This window comes from Methyloversatilis sp. S146-33, from assembly GCF_059552495.1.
This window is the reverse complement of sequence record NZ_JCANOT010000038.1, coordinates 74510-95835: the sequence shown is the minus strand read 5'-3', so window position 1 is coordinate 95835 and position 21326 is coordinate 74510. Positions and strand designations below refer to the sequence as shown.

Here is a 21326-nt window from a genome sequence, read left to right as displayed (position 1 = left end):
GCAGCCGTCGGCGACGATCATGGACCGTCGCCGACGCTGTTCGTGCTCCGCCTGCTCGGTGCGGCCGTATGGCGGCACCGACAGCGCACGCTGGGCGCATTCGTACTGGTGCTGCTGGCCAAGGCGGCAGCCGTGCTGGTGCCACTGTCGCTGAAGGGCATCGTTGACCAGCTCAGCCAGGTCCCGGCACCCGCCGCGCTGTCGGTCGCGCTGGTGGTTGGCTACGCCATCCTGCGCTTCCTGGGTTCCTTCTTCAGCGAACTGCGCGACGTGCTGTTCGCGCGCGTCAACCAGCTCACCGCATCAAGCTTCCTGCTGCGCGTGTTCGCGCACCTGCACCGTCTGGGCACCCGCTTCCACGCGCGCAGCCGCATGGGCGGGCTGGCGCGCGACGTCGAGCGCGGCTCGGCCGGCGTCGGCTTCCTGCTCGGTATCGGCCTGTTCACCATCGTGCCCACCCTGGTCGAGATCGTCGCCGTGATGGCGATCATGAGCGCCCACTACAGCCAGGTGTTCACCCTCATCATCCTGGCGACCTTCATCGCCTACGCGTCGTTCACCGTCGTGTTCACCGAGCGGCGCGCCATCTTCCAGCGTGCCCTGAACGAACTCGACTCCAGCGCCAACGGCACGTTGGTCGATAGCCTGGTCAATCAGGAAACGGTGAAGCACTACTCCAACGAGGGCTTCGAAGTCCACCGCTTCGGCCGCATCCTCGACCAGTGGGTCGAGGTCGGCGTGCAGAACCAGAAGGCGCTGTCGCTGCTGCATATCGGCCAGAGCGCGCTGATCGCGGTCGGCGTGGCCAGCGTCATGCTGATCGCGGCGCGCCATGTGTTCGCCGGAACGATGTCGGTCGGCGACCTCATCCTGGTGAACGCCTACATCATCCAGATCTGCCTGCCGCTCAACTCGCTCGGCTTCGTGTTTCGCCAGGCGCGCGATGCCGTGGTCAACGCCGAGCGCATGTTGCGGCTGCTCGACCAGAAGCCCGAGATCGAGGACTCGCCGGCGGCGCCGGCCGTGACATTGAACCGCGGCGAGGTGAAGTTCGAGCACGTGAGTTTCGGCTACGAAGCGAGCCGGCAGGTGCTGTGGGATGTGTCCTTCACGATACCGGCCGGCGGCACCGTCGCCGTCGTCGGCGGCAGCGGTTCGGGCAAGTCCACGCTGGCGCGGCTGCTGTTCCGCTTCTACGACACCGCTTCAGGGCGCATCACCGTCGACGACATCGACATCCGGGCGATACCGCTGGCTTCGCTGCGCGCAGCGCTCGGCATCGTTCCGCAGGACACGCTGCTGTTCAACGAAAGCATCGCCTACAACATCGGCTACGGTCGTCCCGGGGCCACCTTCGACGACATCGTCGAGGCGGCGCGGGCGGCGCATGTGCACGACTTCATCGCCGGCCTGCCCGAGGGCTACGACACGCTGGTCGGCGAGCGCGGCGTCAAGCTGTCGGGCGGCGAGCGGCAGCGCATCGCGATCGCGCGCGCGATGCTGAAGAACCCGCCCATCATGGTGTTCGACGAAGCGACCTCGGCGCTCGATACGCGCGCTGAACGTTCGATCCAGGAAGAGCTCGACCGGCTGGCGAAGACGCGCACGACCCTGATCATCGCGCACCGGCTGTCCACCGTCGTCGAGGCGGACGAAATCCTGGTGCTCGAACACGGACGCATCGTCGAGCGCGGCACGCACGATCAGCTGCTGTCGCTGCAGGGTCTGTACGCGCAGCTGTGGTCGCTGCAGCGGCAGCAGCAGCAGGTGGAGAGCACCGAGCGCGATCTTGCCCTGCAGCCGATCAATCTCACCGCGCTGCTGGCGGGCGTGGTGGACGGCCTGCGTGCGGAGATCGACGCCAGCAAGGCCGGTTTCTTCAGCACCATCACCGCCGACGCGCTGCGGGTCACCGGCAATCCCGGCCGGCTGCAGCAGGTGATGTGGTCGCTCGCGGCGCACGCGGTCGCGAGCAGCCCGCGCGGCGGGCGGATCGAATGGCGCATCGAGCGGATCGGCGAGCGCGCGCGCGTCAGCTTCACCCACGCCGGCATGCCGCTGCCGCGCACCGGTGCAGCCGCCGGCCTGCTCGACGCGCATCGTCTGACGGCCATTCTTGAACAGCATGGCGGCCATTACGACACCACGGAGGCCGGCCCGGGGCTGATCGACGAGTACGTCGAACTGCCCTTGCGCGGCGCGGCCGACATTCCGCGGATTCTCGACGCCCCGTCTGTACCTCTGCAGCCGGCGCCGCTGCCGGCGATCACCGGCGCACGCGTGCTGGTGATCGACGACAGCAGCGACGGCCGGCAGCAGATCGAATCGGTGCTGCGGGCGCACGGCGTGCTGACGCTCGGGCACGCATCCGGTGCCGCCGCGCTGGAGGAACTGGCGCGGCTGCCGCGCGACCGCTGGCCCGATCTGCTGATCTGCGACGTCGCGCTCGGCGAAGAGGACGGACACGAGGTGATGCGGCAGTTGCGGCGCTTCGAGGCGGAGCAGGGCTTCACGCTCGAACAGCGGCTGCCGGCCATCGCGCTGAGCAGCTACGACACCGCCGACTATCGGATGCGCGCGCTGCTGGCCGGCTTTCAGATGCAGCTGAGGAAGCCGGCGTCGACCGAACAGCTGGTCGGCGCGGTGGCCAGCCTGCTTGCCTATTCAGCGACCGCGTCCGACCGGGCCTGGCTCGGTGACCTTGCCGCACATGCCGAAGGCGCCGGCGGCACTTTCGTTAAAGGAGATATCGATGACGCATCCGCACGATGAGGCGGCCCGCGGTGGTGGCGTCTACCTGGGGCGGGCCGCGGCACGCGAAGCGGTGGCGCTGGTCGCACCGATGATGGAAGGCGCGCTCGGCCGGCGCGACGTCGTCGGCAGCGGGTTTCTCTACGTGGTGGTGATGGACCCGGCGCGCGAAGCGGGCGAGGCGAGCTTCGACGAGGCCGTGCTGTACGAGCAGGGCTTCGGCGACCGCACGCAGTGGGACGCTGATTACGCCGCCTTCGCGCGGGCCAAGGCAAGGCTGAGCTGGCTCACCGGACGGGACGGGCGGACGGTGCAGGCGCTGCTGCCGCACCTGCTGCGCGACGGCGACACGGCGCTGAGCGGTGGCGTCTGCCTGGACGGAATCGTGGTCGGCGTGAGCGGTGCCTTCCCCGAGTTCGACGAGCTGTTCGCTGGCGCGGTGGCGCTCGCGCTGCGTGCGCTGGCACGTAAGGCGCGGGAAGCGGACGACGCGACGACGCTGCGCGCACTGGCCGAAGGGAGCGACTGACATGGACGGCCTGGCCGGCTTTGCCCTGACACAACTGCTCGACGGGCTGTGGGATCCGCAGCGGACCCTGCGCGCGTTGCTGCGCGTGCTGGTCGCCCTGTGCTGCGGGGCGTTGATAGGCTATCAGCGCGAACAGGTGGGCAAGGCAGCCGGGCTGCGCACGCACATCATCGTTGCCGGCGGAGCGGCCGTCGCCGTGGCCGCGGCCTTCGAATCGGACATGGGGGACGACGCCCTGTCGCGCGTCATCCAGGGCCTGCTGACCGGCGTCGGCTTTCTCGGCGCCGGCGCCATCCTGAAGCTGCGCGAGGAGCTCGACGTGCGCGGCCTGACCACCGCAGCAGGCATCTGGATGACCTGCGCGATCGGTGTCGCGGCGGGGCTCGGACGCTTCGCCATCGCCATTCTCGCGACGGCGGCGACGTGGTACGTGCTCAACAGCCTTCAAGCGTGGGAGCGCCGCAACGGGGACGAGGACGCGGACAGGGCGCCTTGACGCCCGCTCGCCGCCCGGGGCCGGGAATGCTGCTTGCAGGATGCGGCAGGTGCCGTCGGCTGGCGGTGCGGGGGGCCGCGCGCCTCTGCAGGAACGGGGATGTGCCGGTGTCCGGACGGGACGGAGCGGGTTCATCTGCTGCGTGCCCCTCTCCTTTTTCACGCCTGTGTTTACGTGGAGACGCCCATGGGAGCGAAAACCATCATCGCCTGCGTATTGCTGGCGCTCGCGACCGTGCTGGTTGCGAACGATGTACGCGACCCCGTTGGAACGATTACCGACGCGCCCGCCGCCGCGCGACCCGGCAACGCCGGCTCCGGCAAGGCGCTGTCGCGGATCGACAGCGGCTTCCTGATCGACGCCGCGCGGCGCGGCCGGGCCGAGATCGAAGCGGCCGAACTGGCGGCGCGTGTATCCAGCCACGCCGACGTGAGACGCTTCGCCCGCCGCATGATCGAGGAACACGGCAAGGCGGCCGACGAACTGGCGGCACTGGCAAAGCTGAAGGGCGTCGAACTGCCGGAGATGCCTTCGGTCGCGCAGCGCACGGAGCTGACAGCACTGAAGGCGCTGAGCGGACATGTGTTCGACAAGACCTACGCGTCGCGCCTGGGCGTGCGCGCGCACGAAAAGGCGCTGGCGACATTCCGCACGGCGGTCAATCGGGCGCGCGATCCGGATGTGAAGGAATTCGCCACGCGCCAGCTGCCGCTGCTGCAGCGCCATCTTGAAGAGGCGCAGGCGCTGCGCGCCGCGGTGGGCAGCGACCGCTGACCGCACAGGATCGCGGGCGTCACCCACGCCAGGACGCGTGCCGCCGCCGTGCGTTGCAGTGATGGTCGAGCGTGCCCTTGCTGGCGCACTCCAGTGCCTTACCCGGATCGCACAACGGCGCCTGCGTACCGGATGGCATCCGTCCGCTCTGTCCGCCGAGCTGACCTCGCCCTGTGCGATGTGTGCGGCCGGTGAGGTTCAGGCGGCCGCGGCCGATGTTTCCCAGACATACCTGCCCAGCCGGCCCAGTTCAGAGAAGTCGGCGTCGGTCAGGCGCAGGGCGGCAGCGGCGACGTTCTCCTCGAGATGTTTCAGTCGGCCGGTGCCCGGTATCGGCAGCATGCAGGGGCTGCTCTTCAGCACCCAGGCGAGTGCGACCTGCGCCGGCGTCGCGCCGAGGCGGCGCGACAGTTCGTCGAGAAAGGCACCGGGCGCCGCCAGCTCACCGGCAGCGAGCGGGTACCACGGAATGAAGGCGATGCCCTGTGCGGCGCAGAAATCGACCACGTCCTCGTGCTGCCGCGACACCAGGTTGTAGAGGTTCTGCACGCTCACGACCGCGAAGTGCTGACGCGCGGCGCCGATGTCCTCGACAGCGACCTCGCTCAGTCCGACATGGCGGATCAGTCCCTCCCGCTGCATCTGCGCGATCGCGTCGAACTGTTCGTCGCGCGGCACCTTCGGATCGATGCGGTGCAGCTGCCACAGGTCGATCCGGTCGACGCGCAGCCGCCGCAGACTCATCAGCACCGCGTGGCGCAGGTACTCCGGCCGTCCCAGCGGTGCCCACCTGTCGGGCCCGTGCCGCACCAGGCCGCCCTTGGTCGCGACCAGCAGGCCGTCGTACGGATGCAGCGCTTCGCAGATCAGCGTTTCGCTGAACTCGGGACCGTAGCTGTCAGCGCTGTCGAGGAAGTTCACGCCCAGCTCGGGCAGGCGGCGCAGTGTGCGCAACGCTTCTTCGCGGTCGCGCGGCGGACCCCATACGCCGTCGCCAACGATGCGCATTGCACCGAAGCCGAGGCGGCGGACTTCGATGTCGCCAAGGGTGCAGCTGCCGGCCAGTGCGGCGTCGGGTGTTCTCATGGTCGGGCTCTCCGGGACGGTGACCGACGGCCGGCGATTCCGTGCCCTCGTCATTCGCCGACAGTGGCAAATCGTGTGCCCGTCGCGAGGCAGGGCGGCGCGCGGGTCGAGCGGTGAGACCGCCAGGGCAGCCGGCCGTGACGCGTGTAGCGCTTACCGTCCGGATGAAATTCCTGCACGCGAGGCGTGCTGCGCCCACGTCGGCAAGCGGTGTTTCCAGGGCACAGCGCTTGCGTGGAAGGGGCTGTTCCCGTTTGACGGGTACCGCACGATTTTTCCTAACAGACCAGGAGGTAGACATGAACAGCAGAACGCTTTTTGTTGCGCTTGCCATTGCGGCGGGAAGCCCGGGGGCCTTCGCCGCCGAAGTCCGCGGTGCACCGGTCGAGCAGCAGCCGGGCAGTTCCCGTTCGGGTGTGCAGTCCGATCAGGGCACTACCAGCAACGAAATCAACCGGCGTCCGACGCCGGTCTCGCCGGCTGCGCCCGGCGATCCCGCTTACCAGTCGCCCGATGACATGAACACGGGCAGCGGCGAGTGCGCGCCCGGCGACACGTCGCAGCGGTGCAGGGACGCCAGCGGGCAGCAGGATGGTGGCGTGACCCACCGACCGCAGCCGGTAGCGCCGGCCTCACCGGCCGATCCGCGGTACAAGAATGACAGTCGGCGCTGAAGCCGCACGGTGCCGGGCGGGCGCCGCAATCGACACCCGCCCGGTCGGGGACGCATCACCCGCTTGATGCAGCCGCTGTTCGCGGCGCGGAAGGTTTCGCAGGCCATGTGGGCTCCAGGACAACGGAAGCCGGACCGCGAAGACGAACGGGGAATTGATCACGCCGTAGTCGCAAGGGCCGCGGGCAATCAAGAGAGACACGCCGGCGGCCCGGACTTCGACCACTTCGGCCATGAATTCATGGCCAGCATGTCCCTGCAGTCCATCAGCGGCGTGTCGTCGTACGGACGAAGCCTGCGCCGCAGATCGCCGTGCTCGTAACTCGGCCGGCCATGTCCGTCGGCACTGTCAGCACTGGGTCGGCTATCGTTTCCTGGGGCACGTCGTGCCGCCCTCGTCGGGCCGGAGCTTACGACTTCATCCTTTCGTTTCTCGGCTGGAGGGATGGCGCCTTCCACGGGTCGGCCGGGGCCGCGACGACAGCAACCAGGCGCCCACGGCGATGCCGACGCCGAAAGCCAGGTACACACCGGCCAGCGCGGGCCGCGAGAGCCGCTGCTCGAAGCCGGGTTGCAGCCGGTACGGCGTCAGCCTGTAATCGACGAAGCAGGCGAGCGCGCTGGTGGTCAAACCGCCTGCCATCGCAGCCCGCGCATCGGCCGCGCTGTCGGAGGGACGGACGGCGGCGTGGCCGGTGGCCCAGAACGTCGACGCCAGGTGATGGATCAGGTAGCCGGTGCCGGTGTAGCGCAGCGAGGGCGCGTTCCTGTGGAAGGCGCGGTCCTTCCACAGCCAGTGGCTGATCGCGTTGATGGCGGCATAGGGGCTGCCGGTCTGTCGGCGGCTCGCTGCACACAGCAGCAAAGCCGACAGCACGCTGGAGAGCGCGCCGCCGATCAGACCTTCCAGTGCAACGCGTTGCATCTTCGTCATGGCGAATGTCCTGGCTGCGCCCGCGGGACAGGGCGTTCAAAAGGGCTTGGCCACCATCAGATAGGTGATGGCGATGAAGGCGAGCAGCGCGGGTACGCCGAGCGCCACCCACCAGCGGAAGCACTTCCAGTACCCGGACGGCAACGCCATGGACGACGCGGTGGCGGAGAGGTCGCGCATCCGGATCTGCAGCCGAACCACCGGCAGCCAGCAGGCGATCGCCAGCGCATACAGCGCGATCGACCCGGCGAGCCAGCCGGTGTCGAGCGGAATGCCGGCGCGGCGCGCCAGCAGTAGGCCGGTGACCGGCTGCACGATGGCAGTGGTCGCAGTGAACACGAAATCGGCCACCACGACCAGCCGGCTGACGACAACGACCGGCGCCACGTCGCGATTCAGCGAAGTGAAGAACAGATAGAAGGCCGAGCCGACGCCGGTTCCGAACAGGAAGATGGCCGACAGCACATGCAGGAATTTCAGTGTGGAGTAGTCCATGATGCGGGCCGGCGCGGCGCTGGCGTGTCGATGAAAAGGAGCAGCAGCAGACCTGCGAGCAGCGGGACATTCTTCGACAGCGGACCGAAAGGGTGCAGCCAGAACTCCGGCAGCGCGACGGTGATGACGACGCTGTAGAAAGCGATCAGCGCAATCTGCGTCGCCCAAAGCGAACGGCGCATCGCCGGCGCGAGCGCCAGCGTCAGCACGCCTAGCGCGAGGTCGGACGCCGCCGCGCCGTAAAGCAGCACGTACGCGAAAAGGCCTTCGGCCCCGACGCGCGCGAGCAGCGCGAGACTGGCCGTGATCGGATACAGACCCAGCGATACGACGCCCGTCCATATCCAGAGTGCGGCAATCGACAGTCGCAGCAGGAGCAGCAGCCAGTGGAGCAGCGCAAGCGTGCGATCGGCCGTTCGCTCGGCCGGTCTGACGAAGTGTTCGACAGGGCGGGGAGGACGCCCGAGCAGCGCGATGAAGTGTGCCGGGTCGGCGGTGTTTCCGCGTTCGAGCATCGAAAGCGCATCGGCGCCGACCGGAAAGCCGGTCAAGCGCGCGCCCAGTGCGACGGCCGGCCGCTCAAGCCACGTCGGCAGGGTAGCCACCATGGCCGGGCGGCGAAAGCCCAGGTCGTGGCGCAGTTGGGCAAGCAGCCCGGCGAAGGTGACTGCATGCGGCCCGACCAGGGCCACCCGCCGGCAACCGCCGGTGTCCGCTTCCGCGGCGAGCACCACCGCGTCGGCGACGTCGTCCAGATGGACGGGCTGGACCTGTTGGCGTCCGCCGCCCGGCAGCATGAGGAAAGGCAGCGCCGCCAGTCGACGGAACAACGCCGCGCTGTCGCCCGCCTGCCCGTAGACGAGCGATGGATAAAGGATGTGCGAGGCGACGGGCAGCGCGGCGAGATGCGCGTCGGCTGCGCGTTTGCTCAGATGGAAGGCGCTGACTGCCTGATCGTCCGTTCCCAGCGCTGAAAGCTGGACCACGCGTCGCACGCGTGCCCGTGCGCTGGCCTCGAACAGGGCCTTCGGCGCGCGTTCGTGCACGATCGAAAACGTCTGTCCGTCGCGCTCCTCGAAGAGGCCGGCGCAGTTGATCACGACGTCGATGCCGTCGAGATGCCGCTGCCACGCCTCGTGCGTCAGCGCCTCCTTCAGATCGAGCTGCACGAACTCGACACCCTCGGCGCCGGCGTGGCCGTTTCCACGTGTCGTGCAGCGAAGCCGGTGCCCGCGCGCGATCAGCCGCGCCATCACGGCGGCGCCGATGAACCCGCTGCTGCCGATCAACAGGACGGTCACAGCGGCGGTTCCGTTTTGAGTGCCTCCTGCGGGCGGCGCTTCTGCACGCTGATGCTGCCGTCCGCCTCCAGGAAGGCAAAGCGCATCTCGTCCACGTCGCAGTCGGCCTCGCGCAGTGCCTGATGCATGTCATTGCGCGAAACGTGGTGGCGTTCGAGCACCGAGTAGTAGATCTTGCCGTTGCGACCGATCAGGATCGCTTCGCCCATGAGAAGCGCTTCGACCCGCGTGCTGCGCGCGGACAGCGTCGCAACGACGAGGTTGAGCAGACACAGCAGCGCACAGATCAGCAGCCCGCCGATCAGTGAATCGTCGCCGCCATTGAGCGCGTTGCTGGCGCCCTCGCTGAGCAGCATGACGACCAGCAGATCGAAGGGCGTGAACTGGCCGATCGTGTGCTTGCCCGACAGGCGGATCAGCGCGAGCAGGCCGAAGTAGATCGCCACCGTGCGAAACGCGAGTTCCCAGACATCCACGTCAAGGTCGAACATGTGCGTCCCTGGATCAGAGTTGTCCGGGACTCCGTATCAAGTAGCGTGCCTTGAGGGCGGTGTGCGGCTGCGCAGCGGCGGGGGACCGCGAACGGGCTCGGATGGCGCTCGTTCCGGGACTGCCGTCAGTCCGCCGCAGCAGACGGCGGATGCCGTGCTGATCGGTGCCCGTTTCCTGCAGCGCAGGCAACAATCGACGACAGCTGCAGGTAAGCATGCACGGCAGACATTCGTGCGGGTGCCTGACCTTGATTGCCGCAGTTACGTGACCGGAAGGTGACCCGAGACAGGATTCGCGCTCACTCTGTACCGAACGATCGGTCTGGGTTATAACCCGAGTCATCAGGGACACGTAATACGAGTCTGACAGATCGGTTCAGATCTTGCTTTTACCTGTTTCAGGCCTTTGCGCAGACTGCGCAGTCCGACCGCACCGCGAGGTGTCCTCGCATCTCACGGCAGTCGGGACGACAAGCCGATTCGTTCGATTCCGGCCACTTCCGGTGGCCCGGGACGAATGTCTGGACAAGGAGGAAACGATGATTCAAAGAGCTGACGTCCTCGCAGTCGCCTACGACTCAGTCCCATCACGATCCGACGATCCGGCGGGCCCGCCCGTGTTCATGACGTCCTGTCCACGCAGGCACTGAGCCCTCATTCCCGCCACCATGGCGGGCCGACCGCACGGCACTTGAGGCCCCCGCGTTCAGTCGGGGACCCATTGCTGCCGTCGATGCCATGCGCAAACGGTTCCAATGATGAAGATGCCGATGGATAACGCTCGGATGGATCTGTGTCACGCGGAGTTGCTGCATGCTTTCCCGTGGCCGACGATCATGCTCGACCCGGAAGGATTCGTTGTGGCGGCAAGCCGTCCGCTTCCGGGCATGGAAATCACCGTCATTTCGGGCGGACAGCATCTGCGCGACCTGCTTCCGGCTTACTGGGATGCGGTGTGCGAGGCCGGTCCCGGCCCTTGCGAACGCTTCCGCGACGTCGCCCGCGCGATCGACGGACGCTGGCTGCACGAGCGGGTGTGGATGAGCGCAGTGCGCGATGGAATGCTGCTGTTCATCGAGGACCGCAGCGAGCAGATGACCACCTCGCAGGCGGAACTTCAGCGTGACCGGCTGGCGTCACTGGGTTTCATGGTGGCGGGCGTATGCCATGAGATCAGCAATCCGCTGACCGCTGTGCAGTCGATGATGCAGATGCTGCTTGGGCGCGCCGACGTCAGTGCCGAGGCGCTGCAGAAGGGGTTGCGGATCGTCTCGGACAATGTGCGCCGGGTGATGGACATCTCGCGGCGCATGGTCGATTTCTCGCGCGTGGGCGACGAGCCGCGGGTGCCGTTCGAGATCGACGCCTCGATCATCGAAGCCATCGTGCTGCTGCGCCAGGGACTGTGCAAGGAAGCCGTGTCGGTGGAGCACTTTCCGGAACTTGGTGCGCTGGTGCTCGGCAACGCAGGTCAGTTGCAGGAAGTGATCTACAACATCCTGATCAACGCCGCACATGCGGTCGGTGACGCCGGGCGGATTTTCGTCACCACCGCGATGACGGCAGACAGGCGGGTGCTGGTCCGCATTTCCGATACCGGTCCGGGTATTCCGGAAGAGGTGCTGCCGCGCATTTTCGAGCCTTTCTTCACGACGCGTTCCTCGGGACAGGGCACCGGTCTCGGACTGGCCATCGCCTACGAGTTCGTGCGCGAGCACGGCGGCGAACTGCGCGCCTACAACAATCCCAATGGCGGTGCGACGTTCGAGATCGACCTGCCTGCTCATTCAGCGAGGACACAGCATGAGCGCCAAAGCGAACAAGCATGAGGTGGTGCGCCCGGAGCGCATCCTGGTCATCGAGGACGACCCCGGCATCGCCGTCTGCGTCGAAATGCTGCTCAGCACCCGCGGCTATGCCTGCACGGTGTTCGACAACGGGGCCGCCGGGCTGGCCCATCTCGCCGCCGAGCAGGTCGATCTGCTGATCACCGACCTGCGGCTGCCCGACACCACCGGACTGGACATCCTGGCCGCCAGCAAGGCTGAAAGGCCGGACCTGCCGGTCATCCTGATGACCAGCTATTCGTCGCTGGAAAACGCCATCGACGCATTGCGGAAGGGCGCGGTCGACTATCTGATCAAGCCCTTCGACAACGACGAATTCCTGTTCGCCGTCGAGCGTGTGCTCGCCGAACAGCGAACGCACCGCGAAAACCGATCGCTCAGGCGCAGCCTGCGTCGTGCCTACGGCGAGCGCACCATCATTGGCGACAGCGATGGCGTAAAGCGCATGCTGGCGATGATTTCCCGTGTGGCGTCGACCGATACGAATGTATTGATCCAGGGCGAGAGCGGCACCGGCAAGGAGCTGGTCGCCCAGGCCATACACTTCGGTGGCGAACGGGCGGAGCGCCCCTTCGTCGCGATCAACTGCGGCGCCATTCCGTCCGATCTGATCGAGTCTGAACTGTTCGGCCACGTGAAGGGGGCCTTCACCGGTGCGGTCAGCACGAGCGAGGGTCTGATACGCGAGGCGAGCGGCGGCACGCTGTTCCTGGACGAAATATCCGAACTGCCGTTGAACGTCCAGGTAAAGCTGCTGCGCGTCATACAGGAGCGTCAGGTCAGACCGGTCGGCGCCACCCAGACCTATCACACCGATACCCGCTTCGTTGCCGCGACCAACCGCGATCTGCGCGCTGAAACCGAGAGCAACACTTTCCGGGCCGACCTCTTCTACCGTCTGAACGTGATCACGATCCAGGTGCCGCCCTTGCGGGAGCGGGGCGAAGATATCGAGCTTCTTGCCCGCTATTTCCTTGAGCGCCACTGCAAGCGGCTGGGCATGCGGATCCGCGGCATGTCGGACGAGTTCGTCGCCTTCCTGCGGGAGTACCCTTGGCCGGGCAACATCCGTGAGCTGGAAAACGTCATGGAGCGGGCCATCATCATGGCCGAAGGCGACACCTTGTCACTGGACGACCAGTTCGACACGCTGCCGCAGGCAACGCTGGCGCGGCCAAGCACGTCGTCCGGGGCGGATGAGGCGAGTGAAGCGCTGGGGCCCATGTCGATCGAGGATTACATCCGCCACAGCATTCTTCGCTACCAGGACAGCTACTGCGACCGCGATCTCGCCGCCTTGCTTGGCATCGGTCGCAAGGCGCTGTGGATGCGTCGACGTCGCTGGGGCCTGATGAAGGACAGGGGACGCGCGGAAGACATGCAACTGGACCACCAGATGTCGTGAGCGAAGAAGCGTCGTGTTTCGTTTTGAACCTCATCTGTGTTTCTCCTGGAAACACGCGATGCATTTCGATGTTCGATAGCGCGTCCTGAGGGCCGTCCGGACATGGTATGGATAGTGCATAGCACTGTACGGACAGGTTGAATGAGAGGTTGGCATGACCGGGGTTTCGAGTCCGCTGCATACGCCTTTCAGTGTTCTCAGGCAGGCGCCGTTCTTCACCGGGCTGAGTGATGCGCAGTTGCACGCCATCACGCTCATCGCGCGCCCCGAGGACTGGGCGCAGCACAGCCGGATCTACAACATCGGCGATCCGGTGAAGTCGCTCTACGTGCTGCTCGATGGCAAGGTCAGGTTCGCCATTGGCGTAGGCGGCAGGAATACCTCGGCGGGCGATGTGCTCGAACGCGGACAGGTATTCGGCTGGGCAGCGCTGGTACCTGAGGCGCAGGGGCGCATCGCCACCGCTTCCTGCGTGACCGACTGTCGCGTGCTGGCGATAGACGGCACGCGCCTTCTGATGTTGATGGATGCGGACCACACGATGGGCTACCGCATCATGAAACAACTCAATCTCCTGATCACGGGCACTTTCACTTCGTTCGCCGCGGGCTGAACGCCCAAGCGGCGCAAGGCTCGCATCGGGAGAGCATCATGGTGTTGTTGATGCTGATCGCACTCGTGGTCGGCACCTTGATCGGCGCGGTGGGCGTGGGCGGCATCCTGCTCATTCCGGCGCTCAACCTGATCGGCGGCCTGAGCATACAGTCGGCGATGGCCACCGCGCTGTTCACCTTCGTATTCACCGGCATCGTCGGCACAATCGCCTTCATGCGCCATGGCAGCATCGACTTGCGCATCACGGTGCCGGTATGTGCGGGCGCACTGATCAGCGGCTTCGCGGGAGCTTGGGTGAATGCGCTGCTCAATGCGTCGTTGTTGATGCTGCTGCTCGCGCTGGTGGTCTGTCTGGCCGGCGTCTACACGCTGGCTACGCGCGGCCAGCCGCGGCGTCCCGTGCTGCATGGCCATCCTGGCCTGCAGCGCGCCATGCTCTTCGGCCTCGGCGGTGTGGCCGGCTTTGGATCGGGTCTGACCGGTGTCGGTGGGCCGGCGCTGTCGGTACCGATGATGGTGCTCGCGGGCTTCGCACCCCTGACCACGATAGGGACCAGTCAGGTAATACAGATACTGGCTGGCGCGTCGGGCACGCTCGGCAATCTGCGCTTCGGCGTCATCGATTTCGGCCTCGCCGGCGCGCTGGTGCTGTTCGAACTGGCGGGTGTGATGATAGGCGCGCGCATCGTGCATGCCATCAACGCGCAGCGTCTTCGCTTCTGGGTCGGTGTGCTTTGCCTGGCGGTCGGTGGCGGGTTGCTGGTCAAGGCGATAGGCGGCTTCTGAGAAGCCTGCGCCGGGCATCCGCGTCACGCGCACCCGGCATCAGGATCGGCATCAGTGTGGCGACGGGTCTGCACTCCGTGTGGACAGTCCGATAGTGCGTGCTCGAGGCATGACGCAGCCCGACCCCGCGGTCTCTTCATGTCCTGGCCGTAAGTGAGCGATCACTCGCCGCAACGCGCGCTGTCGTCGTGCGCTGTGGTGCGCTGCGTCGAGATGGCCGGATGTTGGTGTTCCTGCAGGCGCTCCGGCGCAGCGACGCCTACGGGCAGGAGGAGGGGCGGTGGCGGGCCGCAGCCCGCCACCCACCGTCAGGAGATGGTCTGGTAGTACAGATTCTGCGGATGATTGGCCTGCGCGAAGAAATACCAGCGCTCGGCCAGCAGACCGATGTACTGGACCGCGAAGGCGAGCCACAGCAGCGGTGCCGATGCGGTTGCGGCACCTGCGCTGAGCAGCAGAACAGGCAGCACGAAGGCAAGCAGCAGGAAGGTCCACTTCACCGAGCGGAGGAACTGCAGCGTCTTGTGATGGAAGAACTCACGGGTGTTGAAGGAGCCGCCCATCAGACCCTGTGAACGTTGTGCGATGCGCGGATGGTGGATGCCGATCGCGGTCTGCAGCGACGAGCGCGGCCGCAGTCGTGCGTTGCGCAACAGGGACGCGCTTCGCGTGGCCAGACCGGTCAGGGTCAGCGCGATGGCCAGCGACGTCATCATCGTCATCAGTTCGGCGGCGCTGAGTGCGGCGTAGGCGCTGGCCAGCGTCAGACCGGAGGCGCAGCCCAGTACCAGATAGTTGACCACGGTGAGCGGACTGGCCCATTCCTGCAGGAACTTCAGGCATGCGTAGATCATGCCGGTACAGACGAAGAGCGCCAGCGCAAGCACTGCACCGACCGCGCCTGTCGCCAGAGTCAGGGGCCAGTCCATTGCATGGCTGAGCCCGTACAGTGCCGTCGTGGCCATGAAGGCCGGCAGCACGATGACCTCGCGGGACAGCCAGGAGGTACGCCACATCGCCGCACTGCGCCATGCCCGTTCGGGCCGACCAAGGTGGAAGAACGACGCGATCAGCCCGGCGCCCGACAACGCAAGACTGATCAGTGCGCCGACGACGTAGAAGTCGTGCCCCGGCGTCGGGGCGGACAGGTTCAGCGCATGCGCGAGCTCACACCCGAAAAGTGCAAGGAAGAGGCCCTGAGCGGCGCCGGTGAGCGTCGTGAGTAGAATGACGGAGAAGGCGGGGTTCATCGTGTCGTCCTGTTGAGTGAGGGGAGCGGCTTACCAGCTTGCGGCATCGTCCAGCGCCGGTGTGCTGGCGTCCGGCATCGGCTTCAGCCCGTCGACTTTCAGCGGATTGTCGGTACGTACGATCTCGTCTGGCCGTATCGTCATTTCGGTTTTCCGCCGCGGCAAGTAGTGGTTGGACGGCTCGGTGCCCCATTCCGGCATCAGCTGGTAACCGCCGCGCTCGCGTATCGCCTTCGAGGCCGAAGAGTCCGGGTCGTGTACGTCACCGAAGATGCGTGCGCTGGTCGGGCACGCCAGCACGCAGGCCGGTTTGCGATCGCGCTCGGGCAGCGCCTCGTTGTAGATGCGGTCCACGCACAGCGTGCACTTGGTCATCTCCTTGCGCTCCGGATCAAGCTCGCGGACACCGTAAGGACAGGCCCATGAACAGTACTTGCAGCCGATGCACTTGTCGTAGTCGACCAGCACGATGCCGTCCTCGGCCCGCTTGTAGCTGGCGCCGGTCGGACAGACCGGAACGCAGGGCGGGTCTTCGCAGTGCAGGCACGACTTGGGGAAGTGCACTGTTTCGGTATTCGGGTAGCTGCCGACCTCGAAGGTCTGCACCCGGTTGAAGAAGGTGCCGGTCGGGTCCTCATCGTAGGGATTGAGGTCGGCCAGCGAACCGGCCGTGCCCGATGTGTTCCACGACTTGCAGCTCGTCACGCAGGCCTGGCAGCCCACGCAGACGTTGAGATCGATCACGAGTGCCAGCTGGGTCATTGCATGTCTCCTGCGCGCAGTCCGCGTTCGTGGGCGAGGGTAGGGGTCGGGGGGCTCATGAGCGCTTCTTCCAGTTGCCGACGAAGTAGGTCAGCACACCGGGGCGTGTCTTCGTGACGCCGGGCAGGGTCTTCATCGGTTCGAACTGCGGCCAGCTCTCCTTGGGCTCGTCGTCGCCAGCGCGATAGATGCGCACGCGCACGTCGTACCAGGCGGCCTGTCCGGTCACCGGGTCGGAGTTCGACATACGCCTCGAACTGCCCTGCATCGGAAGTTCTTCCGATATCAGGTGGTTCAGCAGGAAGCCCTTGCGCACCTCGTTGGCCATGGGCCCGAGGTTCCACGCGTTGCTCGCCTTGCCGATCGCATTCCATGTCCAGACGGTTCCGGCCTCGACCGCTTCGCTGTAGCGACACATGCAGCGCACCTTGCCCCAGGGCGATTCAACCCACATCCAGTCACCGTCACCGATGCCGGCGGCACGTGCGGTGGCTGGATTCACGTGAAGGTAGTTGTGGGCGTGGATCTGCCGCAGCCAGGCGTTCTGCGAATCCCACGAGTGGTACATCGCCATCGGCCGCTGCGTCACCGCGTTCAGCGGGTAGCGCGTGGTGTCGGTGCTCTGCGATTCCAGCGGCGGGTAGTAGAAGGGCAGCGGGTCGAAGTACTTCTCGACGCGCTCGCGCAGTTCCGGCGGCGGCCGGCGACCCGGCCGTCGCCCTTGCGCGGCCAGCCGGAAGCGCTGCATCACGTCGGAGTACAGGTGGATCAGGATGGGGTCCGCGTCACGCCGCATGCGCACCCGCTGCGCCCACTCCATATAGCCCTTGTTCCAGTTGCGCATGTACTGATAGGACGCGGGCAGAACGTAATGGAAGACGCAGTTGTTCTTCGCATACATTTCCCACTGCTTCGGGTTCGGCTCGCCGCGTATGGCCTTCTGGCCGTCAACGCCGCGCCAGCCGGCGAGGAAGCCGATGCCCGATCCCGGCTCGGTTTCGTAGTTCACGATGAAGTCGGGGTAGTCGCGGAACTTGCGCGAGCCGTCCGGCCGCACGAAGGCCGGCAGACCGAGCCGGCTGCCCAGTTCGATCAGCACTTCCTGGAAGGGCTTGCACTGCCCCTTGGGCTCGACCACCGGAATGCGCACCGAGTCGACCGGACCGTCGAACTCGGAGATCGGCCGGTCGAGTATCGACATCACGTCGTGCCGTTCCAGATAGGTGGTGTCGGGCAGGATGAGGTCGGCGAATCCCGTCATTTCCGACTGGAAGGCGTCGCAGACCACGATGAAAGGAATGCGGTACTCGCCGTCCTCACCCTTGTCGTTCAGCATCTGACGCACTTCGCTGGTGTTCATGGTCGAGTTCCACGCCATGTTCGCCATGAAGATGAGCAGGGTGTCGATCGGGTAGGGATCGCCGCGCCAGGCGTTGGTGATCACGTTGTGCATCAGCCCGTGCGCCGACAGCGGGTACTCCCACGAGAAGCCCTTGTCGATGCGCACCGGCCGCCCCTCGTCGTCGACGCACAGATCCGCCGGGTCAGCCGGGAAGCCCAGCGGCATGCCATCCAGTGGACTGTTGGGCTTGACCGCATGCGGGCCCCGCGGCGGTTTGGCGATCGGCGGAATGGCGCGCGGGAAGGGCGCCTTGTGCCGGAAGCCGCCCGGGCGATCGATGGTCCCCAGCAGCGACATCAGGATGGCCAGCGCGCGTATCGTGTGGAATCCGTTCGAGTGTGCGGCCAGTCCGCGCATCGCGTGGAAGGACACCGGATTGCCGGTGACGTGGTCGTGTTCGACGCCCCACGAGTCGGTCCACGAGATCGGCAGGTGGATCTTCTGGTCACGGGCCGTCACGCCCATTTCGTGCGCCAGCCGGCGGATGGTGTCCGCTGGAACGCCGCAGATGCCCTCCGCCCATTCCGGCGTGTAGCTCTTGAGGCGATCGAGCAGCAGCTGGAACGCCGGTTTCACCGGTGTGCCGTCCGGCAGCGCATAGCAGCCGCGCAGGCGTGGGTCGGCGCCAGGCGTGTGGGTCGGTACCAGCTTGTCGGTCAGGCGGTCCCACCAGTACTTGTTGTGCGGGTAGTCCGGGTTCACCGGATCGCCTTCGGGGTCCATCGCGAACAGCCCGAAATCGTCGGCGTCGGGGTTCTGCATCACCAGCTGGCCGGCGTTGGTGTAACGCGCCAGGAACTCCCGGTCGTACAGACCCTTGGCGATGATTTCGTGACACAGCGCCAGCAGCAGGGCGCCGTCGGTGCCGGGCTTGATCGGTACCCACTCGTCGGCGATCGCCGAATAGCCGGTGCGCACCGGATTGATGGACACGAAGCGGCCGCCGTTGCGCTTGAATTTCGACAGCGCCACCTTCATCGGATTGGAGTGGTGGTCCTCCGCCGTGCCGATCATGATGAACAGCTTCGAGCGTTCGAGGTCGGGACCGCCGAACTCCCAGAAAGAACCGCCTATCGTGTAGATCATGCCGGCCGCCATGTTGACCGAGCAGAAGCCGCCGTGCGCTGCGTAGTTCGGTGTACCGAACTGCTTGGCGAACATGCCGGTCAGCGCCTGCATCTGGTCACGACCGGTGAACAGCGCGAACTTCTTCGGATCGGTTTCGCGCAGCTTCTTCAGGCGCTCGGCGAGCAGCGCGAAAACTTCCTCCCAGCTGATCTCGTCGAACTCACCGGCGCCGCGCTCGGTACCGGGTCTGCGGATAAGGGGCTGGGTCAGTCGCGCCGGCGACTGCTGCTTCATGATGCCGGACGCGCCCTTGGCGCAGATGACACCCTGGTTCAGCGGATGGTCCGGATTACCGTCGATGTAGCGCACTTCGCCGTTACGCAGATGAACGCGGATGCCGCAACGACAGGCGCACATGTAACAGGTGGTCTTCTTGACATCCAGTTCCTCCACCGGCTCGGCATGCGGGTTCGACAGACGGACTGTGCTCATCGTGACTCCATGGTGGTGATTGACGTACTTGGCGCGTGGCAGCGGTCAGCGGGGGCTGCCATCGGGTAGCCATTCCTTGCATTGCCTGAAGATGCGATTCCGGCAGTTCGCGCAGACCTGCAGATCGAAGTGCGGATAGAGCGTGCCGATCACGTCGTCGCCGATCGCGAAGAGCCTGTCCCGTCCGATGTCGTCGAGCTGGCCGCCGCGCTCAAGCGTGCTGCGTGCCTGCTCGTTCAGCCGATGGAAGTAAAGTCCGCCTCCGCGCGCGCGCCGCCGGCGTGCCTCCTCGGCGAGCAGGTCGGCACCGGATGCGTCGATGAAGTTGATACCGGGGGCCAGCACGAGCAGATGGCGCTGTTCCGGATGGACTTCCTCCAGCTGATGGAGATGGCGCTTCACGTGATCGATGGCGCCGAAATACAGTTCGCCGTCGATGAACTCCATCTTCAGCTGCGGACAATCCGGCTCGTCGCGCTGCGGAACGAAGTGGTACTGACCCTCGCCGGGCGCCGGTACGGCGGCGCGTATGCCGGGTCGTGCGGTGCGCTCCAGGTAAAGCACCAGAGAGAGAATGACGCCGGCGTAGATTGCGAACTCGAGCTGGAACACGAGCGTGGAGGCGAGCGTTGCGAACAGCACTGCGGACTCGCGCTGGCTGGTGCGCATGACGGCCCGGATGTGCTTCACGTCGATCAGCGCGTAGGCGACCATGAACAGGATGGCCGCCATCGATGCGATCGGCAGGTAACGCGCCAAAGGCACGAAGAACAGCAAGGTCAGAACAAGGAAGCAGGCCGAGAACACCGACGACAGCGGCGTGACCGCGCCGGCCTCGTAGTTGATGCCGCTGCGTGTGAACGAGCCGCTCGACACGTAACCCGAGAAGAAACTTCCGGCCACATTGGCCAGCCCCTGGCCGAAGAACTCCTGATTGCCATCAATGTGCTGGCCCGACTTGGCGCCCACGGCGCGCGCGATGGACAGCGCCTCGGTCAGCGACAGCAGGGTAACGGCGAGCGCGATCGCGCCGAGCTGGTGGAGCACCTCCATGGACAGCATTGGCGCGGAGAGCGGCGGCAGGCTGCGTGGAATCTCCGACACCGTCTCGATGCCTGCATCGTGGCCGAGCACCGCTTTCACGCCGAGCGCGTAAACGCTGCCGACAACCATGGCCACGATCATGTAGGGCACGCGGGGCAAGTGACGCTTGGTGAGTATCCCGGCGGCGAGCGTCATCGCGCCTACCCCCGCCACCTGCCAGTTGATGTCACCCGCTGCTGCCGCAAAGCGGGACAGCGTGCCGAAGAACTCCCCGCCTGAGCCGTAGTGCAGACCGAAGAAGTTCTTCAGCTGGCTGACCGCGATCAGCACGGCCGCGCCTGCCGTGAAGCCGATGACCACGCTGTGCGAGATGAAGTTGACCAGCATGCCCATGCGCGCGAAGGCGAGCGCGAGCTGCATCAGGCCGACCATGAAGGTGAGCGTCAGGACGTAGGCGATATAGGTCGCGCTGCCCGGCTCGGCCAGCGGGCTGATGGTCGAGAACACCACGATGGAAAGCGCCGCGGTCGGACCGGATACCAGATGCCTGGACGAGCCGAACAGCGCTGCAAAGATGACCGGAATGATTGCGGCGTAGAGACCGTACTCGGGCGGCATGCCGGCGATGTGGGCATAGGCCACCGCCTGCGGCAGCAGGATGATGGTTCCGCTCAGGCCTGCCATGGCATCGCTGCGCAGCGATGCCCGGTTGACCATCGGCCACCAGCGCCGCATCGGCAGCAATGACAGACCGGTTCTGTACACGCGATTGGACAGTGGATTCAAGCGTCGGGCTTCCGTGATGAGAGTGCGCGCCGGCAGTTGAGTGAGGCGGTGAAGTGCGATGACTTGTCGGTGCGCATGGCCGACCCCTTACGCAAGTTCAGTGCCACGGCACGCGCGTGCAGGCGGCGCAAACGCCTGCGCGGCGCCGCATCAAGGCCGTACGGAAGGGATTGCGGAGCGGGCTGGCAGCCGACGCGTGTGGCGGCGCCACTCGCCGCTGTGCGCGGGCGCTGAGGTGATGTTTCCTGAGGAAACGTTGCGGTGTTTCACGAGGAAACCGCACACGCGGTCGGCGCGGCGTCGAGGTCGCGGTGCCGCACTCAAGGCGGGCGGCTGTGG

Annotated in this window: 18 protein-coding genes; 9 read left to right on the top strand and 9 right to left on the bottom strand. The window is 66.2% G+C overall.

The features are described from left to right. Positions 1–42 precede the first annotated feature (42 nt). The 4 genes from AC51BJ_RS16135 (at position 43) to AC51BJ_RS16120 (ending at position 4550) form a co-directional block, all read left to right on the top strand. Positions 43–2772 (top strand): ATP-binding cassette domain-containing protein, encoded by a 2730-nt coding sequence (locus AC51BJ_RS16135; RefSeq protein WP_496280904.1) that lies wholly within the window; start codon positions 43–45, stop codon positions 2770–2772. Further along, positions 2753–3280, top strand: coding sequence for a hypothetical protein (locus tag AC51BJ_RS16130; RefSeq protein WP_496280903.1), 528 nt, complete (start codon positions 2753–2755; stop codon positions 3278–3280). Before AC51BJ_RS16135 ends, AC51BJ_RS16130 begins: the two co-directional genes overlap by 20 nt. Position 3281: 1 nt before the next feature. Further along, entirely contained in the window at positions 3282–3776 is a 495-nt protein-coding gene (locus AC51BJ_RS16125) for an MgtC/SapB family protein (protein WP_496280902.1), read from the top strand. 186 nt (positions 3777–3962) lie between these two features. Continuing rightward, positions 3963–4550 (top strand): DUF4142 domain-containing protein, encoded by a 588-nt coding sequence (locus AC51BJ_RS16120; RefSeq protein ID WP_496280901.1) that lies wholly within the window; start codon positions 3963–3965, stop codon positions 4548–4550. 198 nt (positions 4551–4748) lie between these two features. Here the strand turns inward: AC51BJ_RS16120 and AC51BJ_RS16115 are convergent, their stop codons facing one another. Next, positions 4749–5636, bottom strand: a complete 888-nt coding sequence (locus AC51BJ_RS16115) for an aldo/keto reductase (RefSeq protein ID WP_496280900.1) — start codon at positions 5634–5636, stop codon at positions 4749–4751. Positions 5637–5935: 299 nt separating this feature from the next. Here AC51BJ_RS16115 and AC51BJ_RS16110 point away from each other — a divergent pair, with 299 nt between their 5' ends. Beyond that, positions 5936–6310 carry a hypothetical protein gene (locus AC51BJ_RS16110; RefSeq protein WP_430433522.1) on the top strand — a complete coding sequence of 125 codons (375 nt, stop codon included), beginning with the start codon at positions 5936–5938 and terminating at the stop codon, positions 6308–6310. 417 nt (positions 6311–6727) lie between these two features. Here the strand turns inward: AC51BJ_RS16110 and AC51BJ_RS16105 are convergent, their stop codons facing one another. From AC51BJ_RS16105 to AC51BJ_RS16090, 4 genes are read right to left on the bottom strand one after another with little or no spacing between them, the layout of a single operon-like run. Continuing rightward, the gene (locus tag AC51BJ_RS16105; RefSeq protein WP_496280899.1) at positions 6728–7243 is read right to left on the bottom strand and encodes a hypothetical protein; all 516 of its coding nucleotides are present in this window, start codon (positions 7241–7243) and stop codon (positions 6728–6730) included. 36 nt (positions 7244–7279) lie between these two features. After that, positions 7280–7738, bottom strand: coding sequence for a DUF2269 family protein (locus AC51BJ_RS16100; RefSeq protein WP_496280898.1), 459 nt, complete (start codon positions 7736–7738; stop codon positions 7280–7282). Beyond that, a complete protein-coding gene (locus AC51BJ_RS16095; RefSeq protein ID WP_496280897.1) occupies positions 7720–9039 on the bottom strand; it encodes an SDR family oxidoreductase in 1320 nt (439 codons plus the stop codon). Before AC51BJ_RS16095 ends, AC51BJ_RS16100 begins: the two co-directional genes overlap by 19 nt. Continuing rightward, positions 9036–9530 (bottom strand): DUF421 domain-containing protein, encoded by a 495-nt coding sequence (locus AC51BJ_RS16090; protein WP_496280896.1) that lies wholly within the window; start codon positions 9528–9530, stop codon positions 9036–9038. The genes AC51BJ_RS16095 and AC51BJ_RS16090 overlap by 4 nt, the downstream gene beginning before the upstream one ends. 770 nt (positions 9531–10300) lie before the next feature. Here AC51BJ_RS16090 and AC51BJ_RS16085 point away from each other — a divergent pair. The 4 genes from AC51BJ_RS16085 (at position 10301) to AC51BJ_RS16070 (ending at position 14183) form a co-directional block, all read left to right on the top strand. Continuing rightward, positions 10301–11359, top strand: a complete 1059-nt coding sequence (locus tag AC51BJ_RS16085; RefSeq protein ID WP_496280895.1) for a sensor histidine kinase — start codon at positions 10301–10303, stop codon at positions 11357–11359. Next, positions 11334–12782, top strand: coding sequence for a sigma-54-dependent transcriptional regulator (locus AC51BJ_RS16080; RefSeq protein ID WP_496280894.1), 1449 nt, complete (start codon positions 11334–11336; stop codon positions 12780–12782). Before AC51BJ_RS16085 ends, AC51BJ_RS16080 begins: the two co-directional genes overlap by 26 nt. Before the next feature lie 154 nt (positions 12783–12936). After that, entirely contained in the window at positions 12937–13395 is a 459-nt protein-coding gene (locus AC51BJ_RS16075) for a Crp/Fnr family transcriptional regulator (RefSeq protein ID WP_020164161.1), read from the top strand. A gap of 50 nt (positions 13396–13445) precedes the next feature. Further along, entirely contained in the window at positions 13446–14183 is a 738-nt protein-coding gene (locus AC51BJ_RS16070; RefSeq protein ID WP_496280893.1) for a sulfite exporter TauE/SafE family protein, read from the top strand. Between the two features lie 308 nt (positions 14184–14491). On the opposite strand, the gene AC51BJ_RS16065 is transcribed toward AC51BJ_RS16070, so the two are convergent. From AC51BJ_RS16065 to AC51BJ_RS16050, 4 genes are read right to left on the bottom strand one after another with little or no spacing between them, the layout of a single operon-like run. Then, positions 14492–15433, bottom strand: a complete 942-nt coding sequence (locus AC51BJ_RS16065; protein ID WP_430433530.1) for a dimethyl sulfoxide reductase anchor subunit family protein — start codon at positions 15431–15433, stop codon at positions 14492–14494. 30 nt (positions 15434–15463) lie between these two features. Further along, complete coding sequence (locus AC51BJ_RS16060; RefSeq protein WP_019918798.1) at positions 15464–16195, bottom strand: 4Fe-4S dicluster domain-containing protein; 732 nt, start codon at positions 16193–16195, stop codon at positions 15464–15466. A gap of 55 nt (positions 16196–16250) precedes the next feature. Then, positions 16251–19157, bottom strand: a complete 2907-nt coding sequence (locus AC51BJ_RS16055; RefSeq protein WP_496280892.1) for a molybdopterin oxidoreductase family protein — start codon at positions 19155–19157, stop codon at positions 16251–16253. 45 nt (positions 19158–19202) lie between these two features. After that, positions 19203–20936 carry a SulP family inorganic anion transporter gene (locus AC51BJ_RS16050; protein WP_496280979.1) on the bottom strand — a complete coding sequence of 578 codons (1734 nt, stop codon included), beginning with the start codon at positions 20934–20936 and terminating at the stop codon, positions 19203–19205. Positions 20937–21326: the final 390 nt, after the last annotated feature.